The sequence below is a fragment of the Pseudomonas sp. UW4 genome (assembly GCF_000316175.1).
In the GTDB taxonomy this organism is placed as follows: Bacteria; Pseudomonadota; Gammaproteobacteria; order Pseudomonadales; family Pseudomonadaceae; genus Aquipseudomonas; species Aquipseudomonas laurylsulfatiphila.
The window spans coordinates 2,083,230-2,097,932 of record NC_019670.1; the positions used below are offsets into that span (position 1 = coordinate 2,083,230).

The 14,703-nt window shown below is 60.0% G+C and carries 10 protein-coding genes; 4 read left to right on the plus strand and 6 right to left on the minus strand.

Going from position 1 to position 14,703, the window contains the following annotated elements; all coding sequences use genetic code 11:
• Window positions 1-530: 530 nt before the first annotated feature.
• From PPUTUW4_RS09035 to PPUTUW4_RS09045, 3 genes are all read right to left on the minus strand, one after another.
• Window positions 531-1,430 carry a hydroxymethylglutaryl-CoA lyase gene (locus tag PPUTUW4_RS09035; protein WP_015094354.1) on the minus strand — a complete coding sequence of 300 codons (900 nt, stop codon included), beginning with the start codon at window positions 1,428-1,430 and terminating at the stop codon, window positions 531-533.
• A 149-nt stretch (window positions 1,431-1,579) separates the two neighbouring features.
• Entirely contained in the window at window positions 1,580-1,981 is a 402-nt protein-coding gene (locus tag PPUTUW4_RS09040) for a MerR family DNA-binding transcriptional regulator (RefSeq protein ID WP_007980992.1), read from the minus strand.
• Window positions 1,982-2,188: 207 nt separating this feature from the next.
• Window positions 2,189-3,118, minus strand: coding sequence for a LysR family transcriptional regulator (locus tag PPUTUW4_RS09045; RefSeq protein ID WP_008053617.1), 930 nt, complete (start codon window positions 3,116-3,118; stop codon window positions 2,189-2,191).
• A 165-nt stretch (window positions 3,119-3,283) separates the two neighbouring features.
• On the opposite strand from PPUTUW4_RS09045, the gene PPUTUW4_RS09050 reads away from it, so the two are divergent.
• The gene (locus PPUTUW4_RS09050; RefSeq protein ID WP_015094355.1) at window positions 3,284-4,513 is read left to right on the plus strand and encodes an acyl-CoA dehydrogenase; all 1,230 of its coding nucleotides are present in this window, start codon (window positions 3,284-3,286) and stop codon (window positions 4,511-4,513) included.
• A gap of 141 nt (window positions 4,514-4,654) precedes the next feature.
• Here the strand turns inward: PPUTUW4_RS09050 and PPUTUW4_RS09055 are convergent, their stop codons facing one another.
• The 3 genes from PPUTUW4_RS09055 to xthA all read right to left on the minus strand — a co-directional run bounded on the left by PPUTUW4_RS09055 (window position 4,655) and on the right by xthA (window position 8,244).
• Entirely contained in the window at window positions 4,655-5,995 is a 1,341-nt protein-coding gene (locus PPUTUW4_RS09055) for a phosphate ABC transporter substrate-binding/OmpA family protein (RefSeq protein ID WP_015094356.1), read from the minus strand.
• Between the two features lie 192 nt (window positions 5,996-6,187).
• On the minus strand, window positions 6,188-7,213 hold the full coding sequence (locus tag PPUTUW4_RS09060; RefSeq protein ID WP_265102320.1) for an IS3 family transposase: 1,026 nt from the start codon (window positions 7,211-7,213) through the stop codon (window positions 6,188-6,190).
• Window positions 7,214-7,431: 218 nt separating this feature from the next.
• Complete coding sequence (gene xthA / locus PPUTUW4_RS09065) at window positions 7,432-8,244, minus strand: exodeoxyribonuclease III (RefSeq protein WP_007970500.1); 813 nt, start codon at window positions 8,242-8,244, stop codon at window positions 7,432-7,434.
• A gap of 306 nt (window positions 8,245-8,550) precedes the next feature.
• Here xthA and PPUTUW4_RS09070 point away from each other — a divergent pair, with 306 nt between their 5' ends.
• The 3 genes from PPUTUW4_RS09070 (at window position 8,551) to PPUTUW4_RS09080 (ending at window position 14,672) form a co-directional block, all read left to right on the plus strand.
• Window positions 8,551-9,201 carry a GNAT family N-acetyltransferase gene (locus PPUTUW4_RS09070; protein ID WP_015094358.1) on the plus strand — a complete coding sequence of 217 codons (651 nt, stop codon included), beginning with the start codon at window positions 8,551-8,553 and terminating at the stop codon, window positions 9,199-9,201.
• Between the two features lie 78 nt (window positions 9,202-9,279).
• Window positions 9,280-11,007: an autotransporter assembly complex family protein gene (locus PPUTUW4_RS09075; protein WP_041474817.1), complete on the plus strand. Its 1,728-nt coding sequence runs from the start codon at window positions 9,280-9,282 to the stop codon at window positions 11,005-11,007.
• Window positions 11,004-14,672, plus strand: a complete 3,669-nt coding sequence (locus tag PPUTUW4_RS09080) for a translocation/assembly module TamB domain-containing protein (RefSeq protein ID WP_015094360.1) — start codon at window positions 11,004-11,006, stop codon at window positions 14,670-14,672. The genes PPUTUW4_RS09075 and PPUTUW4_RS09080 overlap by 4 nt, the downstream gene beginning before the upstream one ends.
• Window positions 14,673-14,703 lie beyond the last annotated feature (31 nt).

Sequence of the window (14,703 nt, forward strand, 5' to 3'; positions counted from 1 at the left end):
CCCTTTAATTTGTCGTTGCGCGTGCTCTTTTTTTATTATTGAGGGTCGGTCTGTTTTTGTTTTTGGCAACCGTTGCCCTTTACCGCTGTTTTTGGCGATCCCCATCCGGGATCAAGAGCAAACGTATTTTTTTGAGCGCTGATCTGCTTTTTCGCTGAGCGATCCAACCAGTACGGGAGCTACCTGAAGGTAGTTTTATTATTCTCTGTCTGATTGCGGGTCACTTCGAAAAGCACCCTGAAAAGCACATCTTCTCCAAAAAAATCTGTTAGCTGCGTCTCTGCCGTGTTGTTTTTGTTATGTCAGAGTCGTTACGTCTTGTTTTTATTAGGGTTGCCGCAATTTTTTTATTCTTGTTATGCGATAGATATAGCAGAAGCCGTGCCAACTTTTTAAAAGCCTTTAAAATCAATGCTTTGCGGTTTTACAGGTTTTTTTGCCTCAGGCAAAACCCTACATTTTGTTTCCGTGTTACTCGCTTGCGCCCACGTTTGAGTCTGCGCGGTAACACCCGGACACACTCAACGCACTCACTGTGCGCTGCGGGCCCTGGCCACGCGGGAACCGGTAGGGCGACCCAATACGCTGCAAATCTGTTGACCGGCGAGCATCAGGGCGTCGAGGTCGATTCCGGTGTCGATACCCAGGCCGTTCAGCAGGTAAACCACGTCTTCGGTCGCGACGTTACCGCTGGCGCCCTTGGCATAGGGACAGCCGCCGAGACCGGCGATGGAGCTGTCGAACACCGAGATACCTTCCAGCAGGCTGGCGTAGATGTTGGCCACGGCCTGGCCATAGGTGTCGTGGAAGTGCCCGGCGAGCTTTTCACGGGGTACATCCTTTGATACCACTTCGAACATTTTCCGGGTCGCGCCAGCGGTGCCGGTGCCGATGGTGTCCCCCAGCGAGACCTCGTAGCAGCCCATGGCATAGAGCTCGCGAGCGACCAAAGCGACTTGCTCCGGGGTGACGTGACCTTCATAGGGGCACCCCAGCACGCAGGACACATACCCGCGCACGGTCACCCCCTGTTGTCTGGCGGCCTCCATGATTGGCGCGAAACGCTCCAGGCTTTCGCTGATCGAGCAATTGATGTTGCGCCGGGAAAACGCCTCGGACGCTGCGGCGAACACGGCCACTTCCTTGACCCCGGCGGCGAGGGCATCTTCGAAGCCGCGCAGGTTGGGAGCGAGTGCGCCATAGACCACACCCGGTTTGCGCTGGATCTGCGCGAAAACCTCGGCGGAGCCGGCCATCTGCGGCACCCACTTGGGCGACACGAAACTGCCGACTTCTATGTAGCCGAGCCCGGCTGCGGTCAGTGCATCGACCAGTTGCACCTTGTCGGCAACGCTGATGGGTTGGGCTTCGTTTTGCAGGCCATCGCGCGGGCCGACTTCGACAATGCGTACGTGGGAGGGGAGGGACATGGGCTTTGACCTGTGCTGATTGTTCGCAGAACCCTGTAGGAGCGAGCCTGCTCGCGATGGGTTCTCAGGCACCGCGTTTATCCAGCAAACACGCGTTATCGTTAACGACCATCGCGAGCAGGCTCGCTCCTACAGGGGGCGGTGTGGATTTACTGAATTGATTCCTGGCTTTTGAGGGTCTGCTCCAGCGCCTGTACGCAGCGCTCTTCGGCAGTATCGAGCTCCAGTTTCATCTGTTCGATGTCCAGCAACTGTTGTTCGAGCTGCTCACGGCGCTCGCTGATTTTCGCCAGCATGCTGTGCAACTGTTTGGTGTTACCGCTGGACGGATCGTAAAGCTCGATCAGCTCGCGGCATTCAGCCAGCGAGAAACCGATGCGTTTGCCCCGCAGGATCAGCTTCAGGCTGACTTTGTCCCGGGGCGAGTAAATGCGTTCCTGACCACGGCGCTCGGGGCTGAGCAGGCCTTGCTCCTCATAAAAGCGAATGGCGCGGGTGGTGATGTCGAGCTCGCGGGCGAGGTCGGAAATGCTGTAGGTCTGGCTGCTCATGGAAGCGCTCGCAAAAGGTCATGGCGCTAAGCTAATGGCAGGTTGACGTTTACGTCAAGGGGCGTGAATTTTCAGCGTTCTTGCTGGCCCCTTCGCGAGCAAGCCCGCTCCCACAGGGATTTGTGCAGGGCACCAGTATTGTGTCCACTGAAGATCCAATGTGGGAGCGGGCTTGCTCGCGAAGAACGATAACGCGGTGTGACTCCTTTACACCTTCTCGAGCTTCTTCTCCTGCGCCGTCACCTGCTGGCACAACTCGATCATCTGCTCGCGCATCCAGCGGTTCGCCGGGTCCTGGTCTGTGCTTTCGTGCCAGTAAAGGTGGGTTTCCACCGGTGGCACATCGTTGACCGGCAGATAAAAGGCGTGCAGGTCGTTGCGGCGGGCGAAGCGTTCCGGCACGGTCATGACCATGTCCGTCTGCTGCAACACCTGCGAGGCCATCAGGTAATGCTGGGAACGCAGGGCGATCTTGCGCTGGATGCCCATCTTGCCCAGCGCCAGGTCGACATAACCGAGGCCGCTGCGGCGGCTGGAAATATGGATGTGGGTCAGGCCCAGGTAATCATCCAGCGTGAGTTTTTCCTTGCCCGCCAGCGGATGCCCCTTGCGCATGGCGCACACGTAGCGGTCCTCCATCAACTTGACGTGACGTACCTGCGGGTCGGTGTTGAGCGGCGCATCGACCGCAAAGTCCAGGCGGCCGGCCGCCAGTTCCTTGGTGGTCTCGCGGCGTTTGGACAGAAAACTCTCGATGATCACCGTCGGCGCCAGGCGGCGCAGGCGCTGGAACAGCGGCGGCAGGATCACCGCTTCGGTGAGGTCGGTCATGCTGATGCGATAGGTCTTGACCGCTTGCTGCGGGTTGAAAATGCGGCTTTCCTGCACCGACACGCGCAGCAGTGAGAGCGCATTGCGCACCGGGCCGATGATGTTCTGCGCCATGGGCGTCGGCACCATGCCCTGGGCCGTGCGTACGAACAGCGGGTCGTTGAAGGTCTCGCGCAGGCGGGCCAGAGCGTTCGACACCGCCGGTTGAGTGATGCCGACAATCTGCCCGGCACGGGTCAGGTTGGCTTCGGTGTAGATCGCGTCGAAGACGATGAAAAGGTTGAGATCGACCTTGCTCAGATTCATTACGCGGCTCTCTTATTGTGTGGGCGGGCTGACCTTGACGATCAGCCGATCATATATCGGTGATGAATGTTTATACACGCCGAGAATAGGCTAGGTAAATTTTCATGGCTGTTCTAGCATCGATTGCATGATCTAAACAACCTCCCCCAAGAAGGTATCTCGCTCATGGATTTCGCTTATTCGCCCAAGGTTCAGGAACTGCGTGAGCGCGTAACAGCGTTCATGGACACCTACGTTTATCCCGCCGAAGCCGTGTTCGAGCGCCAGGTCGCCGAGGGCGACCGCTGGCAGCCGACCGCGATCATGGAAGAACTCAAACTCAAGGCCAAGGCTGAAGGGCTGTGGAATTTGTTTCTGCCTGAGTCTGAGCTCGGTGCCGGTCTGACCAACCTCGAATACGCGCCGCTGGCGGAAATCATGGGCCGCTCGCTGCTGGGACCTGAGCCGTTCAACTGTTCGGCACCGGACACCGGCAACATGGAAGTGCTGGTGCGTTATGCCAACGAAGAACAGAAGCAACGCTGGCTCGAACCCTTGCTGCGCGGCGAGATTCGCTCGGCATTCGCCATGACCGAACCGGACGTTGCCTCCTCCGACGCCACCAACATGGCCGCCCGTGCGGTGCGCGATGGCGACGAGTGGGTGATCAACGGCAAGAAGTGGTGGACCTCGGGTGCTTGCGACCCACGCTGCAAAATCCTGATTTTCATGGGGCTGAGCAATCCGGACGCGCCACGCCACGCCCAGCACTCGATGATTCTGGTGCCGGTCGATACCCCCGGCGTGAAGATTGTGCGTCCGCTGCCGGTGTTCGGTTACGACGATGCGCCCCATGGTCACGCCGAAGTGCTGTTTGAAAACGTCCGGGTGCCGTACGAAAACGTCCTGTTGGGCGAAGGACGCGGCTTCGAAATCGCTCAAGGTCGCCTTGGCCCGGGCCGGATTCACCACTGCATGCGTTCGATCGGCATGGCCGAGCGTGCACTGGAACTGATGTGCAAGCGCTCGGTGAGCCGTACGGCATTCGGCAAGCCCCTCGCGCGGCTGGGCGGTAACGTCGACAAGATCGCCGACTCGCGGATGGAGATCGACATGGCACGTCTGCTGACACTGAAGGCGGCGTACATGATGGACACCGTTGGCAACAAAGTGGCCCGCAGCGAGATCGCGCAGATCAAGGTCGTCGCGCCAAACGTTGCGTTGCGGGTGATCGACCGGGCGATCCAGATCCATGGCGGGGCAGGGGTTTCCAACGATTTCCCGCTGGCCTACATGTATGCGATGCAGCGCACCCTGCGCCTGGCCGACGGCCCGGACGAAGTGCACCGAGCGGCGATCGGCAAGTTCGAAATCGGCAAGTATGTGCCGAAAGAGATGATGCGTAGCGGGCACTAAGACCGCGTCATCGTTCTTCGCGAGCAGGCTCGCTCCCACAAGGGAATTCTGTGGTCACAGATAGTGTGTTCACTGAAGATCCACTGTGGGAGCGGGCTTGCTCGCGAAGGCGTCATTCCATTCAATGCAGCAACATCAGATTCAATGCACCCAAACCTCAACCCGCCGATTCTTGATCCTTCCCTCATCGGCGCTATTGGCCGCCACCGGCATCTGCGCTCCAAACCCGCGAATCTCGCGAAACACCACACCGCTTTTCACCAACTCCCGCCGCACTGCCATGGCTCGCAGTTTCGACAATAAGTCGGCGCGCGCCGGGTCGCTCTTGGCATCGCCAAAGCCCACCAGTGTTACCCGGCCATTGGTTTTGTCGTGCTGCTTTATATAGTCGAGAACCCGGGACAAGTCTTGTTGCGCCTTGTTGTCCAGCGTTGCGCTGCCTTCTTCGAAACGAAAGTTGACCGACAAACGCTGTGCGTGACGGCTCAGCGCCTGATAACCCTCGGGCATCAACGCATTGGGTGTCACGGTCATGGCCTGGACGGTCTGGGCGATGAAACCGTTGGCGGCGACAATCGCTTGTCCTTTACTGCTTTGGGCAAACGCCACCAGTGCATCGGCCCAAGGGTTTTCCCCGCTCGGTGGCAGATAAAAAAACAGTCGGCGGGACAGCGGATAGTCTTCCGTGGCAATCAGGTTGTTCAGTGGCGGCATGGCTTGTGATTGCCCATCGACAATCGCCACGGTTTTGGCCCGGCGGACGTAGGGCAGGCCGATAAAACCAATGCCTTGTGGGTCTGCACTCACGGCGTCGGACAGTTGTTCACTGGATTCGAAGCGTTTCGCCGTGCTGCTGAGACTTTTACCGCGATCACTCAGGACCAGTTCCTTGAAGGTGTCGTAGGTACCGGACTGATCATCCCGCGCATACAGATGAATCGGCCCGACGCGGCCGCCGATTTCTTCCCAGGTTTTGACTTCGCCACTGAAAATGCGCGCCAGTTGCTCGGTGCCGAGTTGAGTCAGCGGATTGTCCGGGTGAAGGATGATCGCCAGGCCGTCGATGGCGATGACTTGTTCGGCACCCGGGCTTTTCAGATCGCCCAGGGATGCAAGGCTCACCCGTTCGCTGTCCTTGATCGGACGTGATGAGGCGGCGAGGTCGGCATTGGCGGCTTTCAGGGCGGCAAAACCGGTGCTCGAACCGTGGGCTGCGACTTCAACGACAACCTGGCTGCCCTGATCGGTTTCACCCACGATGCGCAGTTCGTTGGCGGTAGCCAGGGTTTCGCGGTGAATCCTGCGCAGGCCCTGTTCGCCCAGCAGGCCTTCGACCAGCGCCGGCCCCAGGGCCGCGCCGATGGTGTTGGAGCCCTGAATGCGCAGCACCGGGCCTTGTCCGGATGTCGGCAAATTGCCGGCAGCCGCCAGCTGTGGCAAGCCGAGGCACAGCATCAACAGGAACAACACGCGCAGCATCATGCCGGCACCTTATATAGCCAAAGGAGGTGTCGGGAGATTAAGTCAGTAAGGTTTCCGAAAAATGACACTTTTCCAATGTGGGAGCGAGCCTGCTCGCGAAGAGGGCGTATCAGTCGACATCATTGTTGAATGACACACCGCTTTCGCGAGCAGGCTGAACTGGTCAACTAATTTTGGACACCAGTTACGGTTTCATGCCGCCAGTTTCTCCATAGCTACCGGCGACCGGTAGCCGTTGTAGCTATGGAGCCTGACGTTGTTGTAACGCATCACATAACGCTGCACATCCACCCGCGCCTCATGTTCCGAGCGGTAGCCATCTTCTGGTACCCACTCTGACTTGAGGCTTCCAAAGAAACGCTCCATCGGAGCGTTGTCCCAGCACTCACCTTTGCGACTCATGCTTTGCAGGAGGCCATGTTTGCGCATTTCTTTCCTGAATTTATGACTGGTGTATTGGCAGCCCTGGTCAGAGTGAAACAGCACCTCTTTTGGCCGGCCTCGCAGGTCGACCGCCATCCGCAACGCTTCGCAGGTCAGCGTGGCATCGGAAATCATCGAAAACGACCAGCCCACGATCCTGCGGGCAAACAGATCCAGCACCGCCGCGAAATACATCCAGCGCGTGCCGACTTTGATGTAGGTCACATCGCCGCACCACACTTGGTTAACCGCAGTGACATCAAACTTGCGCTTGAGCACATGCGGCGCCACCAGCGCCTCAACGCCGGAAGATTTGTACTTGTGCCGCCGCCGTTGATGGCTGGCAACACCGGCTTCGCGCATCAAGCTGCGAGCCATATGTCGCCCGACACGATGCCCCTTGGCTTGCAGTTCCTTGGACAGGGTGCGAGACCCTGCGGACGCTCTGGATTCCTTGTGATGCTTGACCAGCACGGCCTTAAGTTTCTCCCGCTCAGGATTCACCTTGCCCTGACGCTGACGCCAGGCGTAAAAGCTGCTGCGGGTGACTCCAAACGCCCGACAGCAATTGTTAACGCCGTACTGCTCGTCCAGCTCATTGATCAGCGAGAATGATCTTTGGAGTCCAAAAGCAGGAGAGCACTGGCCTTTTTTTAGGATTTCAATGTCCAGGTCTTTTTGCCTGAGCAACGCTTTGAGCTGCTGAATCTCCCGCTGATCGGCGGTGATTGCCTTGGCCCCCACCGGGGTCGAACCCAAGCGTTCTTTGCGAACCTGGTCGACCCAACGGCGCAAGGCCGTAGGCCAATATCCAAACTGGCACAAACATCGGGAACTGACTGGCCCTCGTCCAGCACCATGCTGCGGCCTTGAGTTTGAACTCACTGGAATAAGATTTACGCATATCCAAACACCTCAGATTTGGGCGCCATCATAGCGCCCGATTGAAGTGTCCAAAATCATTAGGCCAGTTCAGGCTCGCTCCCACAGGGAATTGATGCAGCCGTGAGGGATCAGCTCAACTCAAGCCAGATCGGCGCATGGTCCGAAGGTTTTTCCATGCCGCGCAGTTCGTAGTCCACACCGGCGGCCTTCACCCGCGGCAGCAAGCCGTGGGAGGCGAGGATCAGGTCGATGCGCAGGCCGCGCTTGGGTTCGTCTTCGAAGCCACGGCTACGGTAGTCGAACCAGCTGAAGGTGTCGGTCACGTCCGGGTTCAGGTGACGGAAACTGTCGACCAGGCCCCAGTTCTTCAGGCGGGCCATCCACTCGCGCTCTTCCGGCAGAAAGCTGCATTTGCCGGTCTTCAGCCAGCGCTTCATGTTGTCCGGGCCGATGCCGATGTCGCAGTCTTCCGGGGAAATGTTCACATCGCCCATCACCACCAGCGGCTGGTCGTTCTTGAACTGGCTTTCCAGCAATTGCTGCAAGTCGCCGTAGAAACGCTCCTTGGCCGGGAATTTGGTCGGGTGGTCGCGGCTTTCGCCCTGTGGGAAATAACCGTTCATGATGGTGACCGGGACACCGTTGGCGTCGGCGAAGGTGCCCCAGATGAAACGCCGCTGGGCATCTTCTTCATCGGTGGCGAAACCTTTATGCAGGGCCAGCGGTTCCTGGCGCGAGAGCAGGGCGACGCCGTAATGGCCTTTTTGCCCGTGGAAATACACGTGGTAGCCCAGCGCCTGCACCTCGGCCAGCGGGAACTGCTCATCGTGGACTTTGGTTTCCTGCAAGCCGATCACATCGGGCTGGTGCTTTTCGATCAGCGCCGCCAGCTGATGGGGACGGGCGCGCAGCCCGTTGATGTTGAAGGAGACGATCTTCATGGTCGGCAGTCCTGGCAAAAGGGCGATGCTAGCTGACATGGGGGAATCGGGCCAGTGTGGGGTGAGGGGATTGAGTTTTTCCAGTCAGCCTTGTGTGGGCAGTGATGGCCTCATCGCGAGCAGGCTCGCTCCCACAGGGAATGGATGGAGCCTGTACCTTTGTGGGAGCGAGCCTGCTCGCGAAGGCGATTTCATTGCCTACACTGATTGCTGGTCTGTAAGGAACTGTGTCAGCGCCGATCAGCTCGTAACAACAGTAACAACAAGAGCGCAGCCATCCGAGCTGTGCCGGGGAGATCAACCGTCATGCCCGAAACCTCGTCCGCCATCGCCGATATTCACATGCTCGACAGCGGCTACGCCCGTGAAGCCCGTTCGCTGCTGTACCAGGCTTATCGACACGAACCGACCTTCGGCTATCTGTTCGAAGCTGAACGCCCCGGTTACGAACAGCGGGTTCGCGCCACGGTGCGCGAACTGGTGACCCAGCATTTTCTCCAGGACCTGCCGGCCATCGGTCTGCTGGTCAACGACCGCCTGATCGGCATCGCCCTGATTGCGCCGCCGCAACGTCGCCTTGGGGTCACCGAAAGTTGGGCGTGGCGCCTGCGCATGGTGCTCAGCACGGGATTTCGCTGCACCCGTCGCTACCTCGAGTATCACGCTGCCGTGGAGGCCTGCGTGCCGAACGACTCGGTGCACGTCTTGCCGTTGCTGGGGGTTCACCCGCAGTTCCAGGGCCAGCATTTCGGCGAACAGCTGTTGCAAGCCGTGCACAACTGGTGCGCGGTGGATGAACACTCACAGGGCGTGATCCTCGACACCGGGAACCCTCGCTATCTGGAGTTCTATAAACGTCAGGGCTATGAGGAAATCGGTGAAGTTGCGGTTGGGCCGGTTCGCGAACACGTGTTTTTTCACCCCAATCCCCAGGTGTTACAAACAGCAACGGCTTAGACCACGAACTTTCCGGGCATGTCAGGCTCTATCACGCTTCCATGTTCATGAACCATGCTCGTGATAGCATCCGCGCCTATGAAGTTTCCAGGAAGATTTACCAGTGGCGTGCTCATGCTGTTATCCAGCTGCACGGCGCTGGCGCAAAGTGAATTGGATGTGCGGATCAAACCGTCCAACGATGAACTGAAGGCCAATATAGAGGGCTATATCGGCAGCCTCGGCGATCGTGACGAAGAAGCCTTGCAGCGCTTCAGTCGTGGCGCCGAGGAGCAGGCGCGCAAGGCCGCCCAGGCCTTGGGTTATTACCAGCCGCACATCGACAGCGAAGTGAAGGGTGGCGAAAAGCCGCGCCTGGTGTTGAAGGTCGACCCCGGCGAGCCGGTGCACTTGCGCAATGTCACGGTGCGAGTCGAAGGACCCGCAGCGTCCCTCAAATCCTTTCGAGTCCCCAAAAGCGACGCGCTCAAGCCCGGTGCCGTGCTCAACCATGGGCATTACGAGGACGCCAAGCGCCTGATCCAGAACCAGGCTTCGCGTTATGGCTTTTTCAGCGGCCGTTTCACCCGTTCGACACTGTCGGTCGACCCGCGGGCCGGCGTTGCCGATATCGACCTTATCTATGAAAGCGGTCCGCGCTATTCCTTGGGCAAGGTCAGTTTCGAGGGCGATACGCCGTTCGATGACGAACTGCTGCAACGCATGGTGCCCTTCAAGGCCGGTACACCTTACGACTCGGAGCTGATTGCCGAACTCAATCAGAACCTGCAATCGAGTGGCTACTTCGAAGGCGTGCGCGTGGACGCAGCACCCGCGGCGTCAAAAGAGAATGCGATCCCGGTAGACGTCAAGCTCGAAACCCGCAAGCCACGGACCATGGGCCTGGGCCTGGGTTTCTCCACCGACGTCGGCCCGCGGGCCAAGGCCAACTGGACCCGGCACTGGGTCAATGCACAAGGGCACAGTTATGGCTGGGAAACCGAAGTCTCGGCACCCCGGCAAAACGTCGGGCTGTTCTACGACATTCCGCTGGACCCACCATTGACCGACAAACTGCGTTTTGCCGGTGGTTACCAGAATGAAGAAATCGCCGATAAGGAAAGCCACAGCAAGCTGTTGACCCTCGGCCCCGAGTGGCACAGCAAACTGCCCAGCGGCTGGCAACGGGTGGTGTCGCTGAAGTGGCAGCACGAGGATTATCAACTGGGCGACGACTCGGGGCTCAGCACCTTGCTGATGCCCGGTGTGAGCTATTCGTACCTCAAAAGCGACAACCGCATCGATCCGCACAACGGCTATCGCCTGCAATTCGAATCCAAGGTGGCCAAGGAGGGGCTGGGTTCCGACAGCAACCTGCTCTATGGCACGGCATTGGTCAAAGGCCTGACCACGGTGTTCGATAAACACCGCTTCCTCGGACGGGTGCAGGTCGGCGGCAGTGCCACCAACGGCTTCAAATCTGTACCGCCATCGCTGCGCTTCTTCGCCGGTGGCGATCAGAGCGTGCGTGGCTACGACTATCAGAGCCTGTCCCCGGAAAACTCCGATGGCGATCGCATCGGTGGCCGCTACATGGTGGCCGCCAGCGCGGAGTATCAGTATTCGGTCGCCGAAAAATGGCGGATAGCGACCTTTGTCGACCAGGGCAACGCCTTCAACACCCTCGAACTGCCGAGCCTCAAGACCGGGGTCGGTATCGGCGTGCGCTGGGTCTCGCCGGTGGGGCCGATCCGCCTCGACCTGGCCCATGCGCTGGACGACGATGGTGGCATTCGACTGCACTTTTCCATGGGGCCTGAGCTGTGAAGCGTGGTTTGAAAGTAACGCTGCTGGCAATAGCCGCACTGTTGATGCTGGTTGTCCTGACGCTGGCCACTGTGCTCGGCACGGCGACGGGCAGCCGCTGGGCCTTGGGTTTCGTACCGGGGTTGACCCTGGACAACTTCCAGGGCCGGCTGGGCGGGCAGTGGAGTGCCGACCGGGTGCTGTGGCAGCAGGACACCAGCCGGGTTGAACTGAACCAGGTGATTTTCGCCTGGTCGCCGTTGTGCCTGACCCGCATGACCTTGTGCATCGAGCAATTGCAGGCCGACCAGGTCAGCCTGACGTTCCCGCCGGGTGGCGAAGAGCCGGACAGCGGCCCGATTACCCTGCCGGAACTGAAGTTGCCGCTGGCCATCGAGTTGGGAGACGTCAAGGTCGGCAGCCTGCTGTTCAACGGCAGTGAAGAGCTCAAGGGTTTGCAGCTGGCAGCACACTGGACCCCTGAGGGCATGCAGATCGATTCCGTGCATTTGCAGCGCGATGACCTCAGCCTGAACCTGTCCGGCTCGCTGCAACCGATCGGCAATTGGCCGCTTCAAGCGCAAGGCAAGTTGACCCTGTCGACCCCCGCGCCGTGGGAGCTGGCGCTCAAGATTGATGGCGACCTGCTGAAAACCCTCAATCTCAGAGCCGACAGCAGCGGTTACCTCAACGGGCAACTGACCGGCGAACTGCAACCGCTGGTGGACAACCTGCCGGCCAAGGTGCGGATCACCGCCGATGGCTTCAAACCCGGTGCCGATCTGCCGGACACCCTGCAACTCAATCAGCTTGAACTCAGCGGTGCCGGCGACCTGAAGAACGGCTACGCGCTGCTCGGCAAAGCCACGCTGCCCGCCGAGCAAGGGCCGGTCGCCCTGGCGCTGCAAGGCAAGGTCGACGCCAACGGCGCGCAGATCGCCGCGCTCGACCTGACCGCCAACGACAAGCAAAGCCTCAAGCTCACAGGGCTTGTGGACTGGAGCAAAGGCTTGAGCGCCGAAGCGAAAATCGACTGGCTGGACTTCCCCTGGCACCGTCTCTATCCATTGATCGACGAGCCGGAGGTGGCGTTGCGCCGCTTCACCGGTGAGGTCTCCTACACCGACGGCAAGTACCTCGGTCATTTTGAAGCCGCGGCGGATGGTCCGGCCGGTGCCTTCACCCTGGCCAGTCCGTTCGCGGGCGACCTGACGAAAATCTACCTGCAACAGATTCAACTCCAGGCCGGGCAGGGCAAGGCTGAAGGGCACCTGAACCTGCAGTTCGCCGACGGCATTGCCTGGGACACCGCGCTGGATCTGTCGGCGATCAACCCGGCGTACTGGGTCGCGGAGCTGCCGGGCACGCTGGCGGGGCCGTTGCGCAGCACGGGCGAGCTGAAAAACGAAGTGCTCAGCCTCAATGCCGACCTGGACCTCAAGGGCAAACTGCGCGGCCAGCCAGCGGTGATCCAGGCCAAGGCCGATGGCCGTGGTGAGCAATGGAACCTCAACGCCCTGCAGGTTCGCCTGGGCGAGAACAGCATCAGCGGCAAGGGCAGCCTGCAACAGAAACTCGCCGGGCAGATCGATCTCAAGCTGCCGCGCCTGGCCCAGCTCTGGCCAGAGCTGCGCGGCCAACTCAATGGCCGCGTGGATGTCGCCGGCACGCTCAAGGCGCCCCAAGGCAAGCTTGACCTGCAAGGCTCGCAATTGGTTTTCCAGGACAATCGCCTGCAAAGCCTGAACCTGGACGCCACGCTGGACAGTGCGCAACGGGCGAAAATCGATCTCAAGGGCAGCGGCATCCAGGCCGGTGACACCTCGCTGGGAACCCTGACCGCCAGCGGCCAGGGCGATATCAAGAACCAGAAGTTGAGCCTCGATCTGCAAGGGCCGAAGCTGAAACTGGCGCTGGGTCTGGACGGTGCGCTGGATAAAGGCAATTGGCGTGGACGCCTGGCCAGCGGTGATATCCAGGCCGGTGGCCAGGACTGGAAGCTGCAAGGGCCGGCGAAGCTCGAACGCCTGGCGGACGGCAAAATCAACTTCGGTGCCCATTGCTGGGCATCCGGCCAGGCCAGTCTGTGCGGTGAAGACTCACGCCTGATGCCCGAGCCGAAGCTGCGTTATCACCTCAGGCAGTTCCCGATCGACAGCCTCGCACAGTGGTTGCCGAAGGATTTCGCCTGGCAGGGGCGGCTCAATGCCGACCTGCAACTGGATCTGCCGGCCAGTGGCCCGAACGGCCAGGTCAGCGTCGATGCCAGCGGCGGCACGTTGCGCATCAAGGACAAGGACCAGTGGCTGGATTTCCCGTACCAGACCCTGAAACTCACCAGCAAACTCACGCCCAAACGTATCGACACCGAACTCAATTTCGTTGGCGGCAAACTCGGCGAACTGAGGGTGCAGGCGCAGCTCAATCCGTTGCCGAAGAACAAGCCGTTGAGCGGCTCGTTCCGTTTGAGCGGGCTGGACTTGTCGGTGGCTCGGCCATTCGTGCCAATGGTCGAGAAGCTGACCGGGCGCCTGAATGGCAGCGGCACGATTTCCGGCGGTCTTTTGGCGCCGCAGGTCAATGGCAGTCTGCAACTCAGTGACGGCGTGGTGGCCGGGCCTGAATTGCCGATGGAGCTGCAAAATCTGCACGTTCAGGCGCTCATCGCCGGTGAAAGCGTGCAACTGAACGGTGGCTGGAACAGTGGCAAGGCCGGGCAGGGCAGCTTGAACGGCAACATCGCCTGGGGGCAGGCGCTGGTGGTGGATCTGGCACTCAAGGGCTCGCAGTTGCCGGTCACCGTCGAGCCTTACGCCAAGCTTGAAGTCGCGCCGGACCTGAAGATTTCAATGAAGGGCGATGAGCTGGCCATCGCCGGCAAGGTGCTGGTGCCCAGGGGCGAAATCACCATTCGTGAATTGCCGCCGTCGACGGTCAAGGTCTCCGATGACACGGTGATCGTCGGTCAGCAGACCGAGGAGGGCAAGCCACCGCTGGCGATGAAGATGGACATCGAAGTGCTGGTCGGCGAGGACAAGCTGAGCTTTGCCGGGTTTGGCCTGACGGCGAATGTGCAGGGGCATGTGCACATCGGTGACAACATGGACACCCGTGGCGAGCTGTGGCTCAACGACGGGCGTTACCGCGCCTATGGCCAGCGGCTTTCAGTGCGCCGGGCACGCTTGCTGTTTGCCGGGCCCATCGATCAGCCGTACCTGGACATCGAAGCCATTCGCAAGACCGACGACATCATCGCCGGCATTCGTTTAAGTGGCAGCGCCGAACAACCGACCACGCAAATCTTTTCAGAGCCGGCGATGAGCCAGGAGCAGGCCTTGTCCTATCTGGTGCTCGGGCGTCCACTGAGCAGCAATGGCGAAGACAACAACATGCTCGCCCAGGCGGCCCTCGGGTTGGGCTTGATGGGCAGTTCCGGTGTGACCAGCGGCATCGCCAAGAACCTGGGCATCCAGGACTTCCAGCTCGACACCCAGGGCAGTGGCGACGCCACCAGTGTTGTGGCCAGCGGTAATATTTCCGAGAAGCTCAGCCTGCGTTATGGCGTCGGCGTGTTCGAACCGGCCAACACCATTGCCTTGCGCTACAAGCTGAGCAAAAGGGTCTACCTTGAAGCCGCCGGCGGTGTGGCCAGTTCGCTGGACATCTTCTACAAGCGGGATTTCTAGGCCCGAAAATCAAAAGATCGCAGCCTTCGGC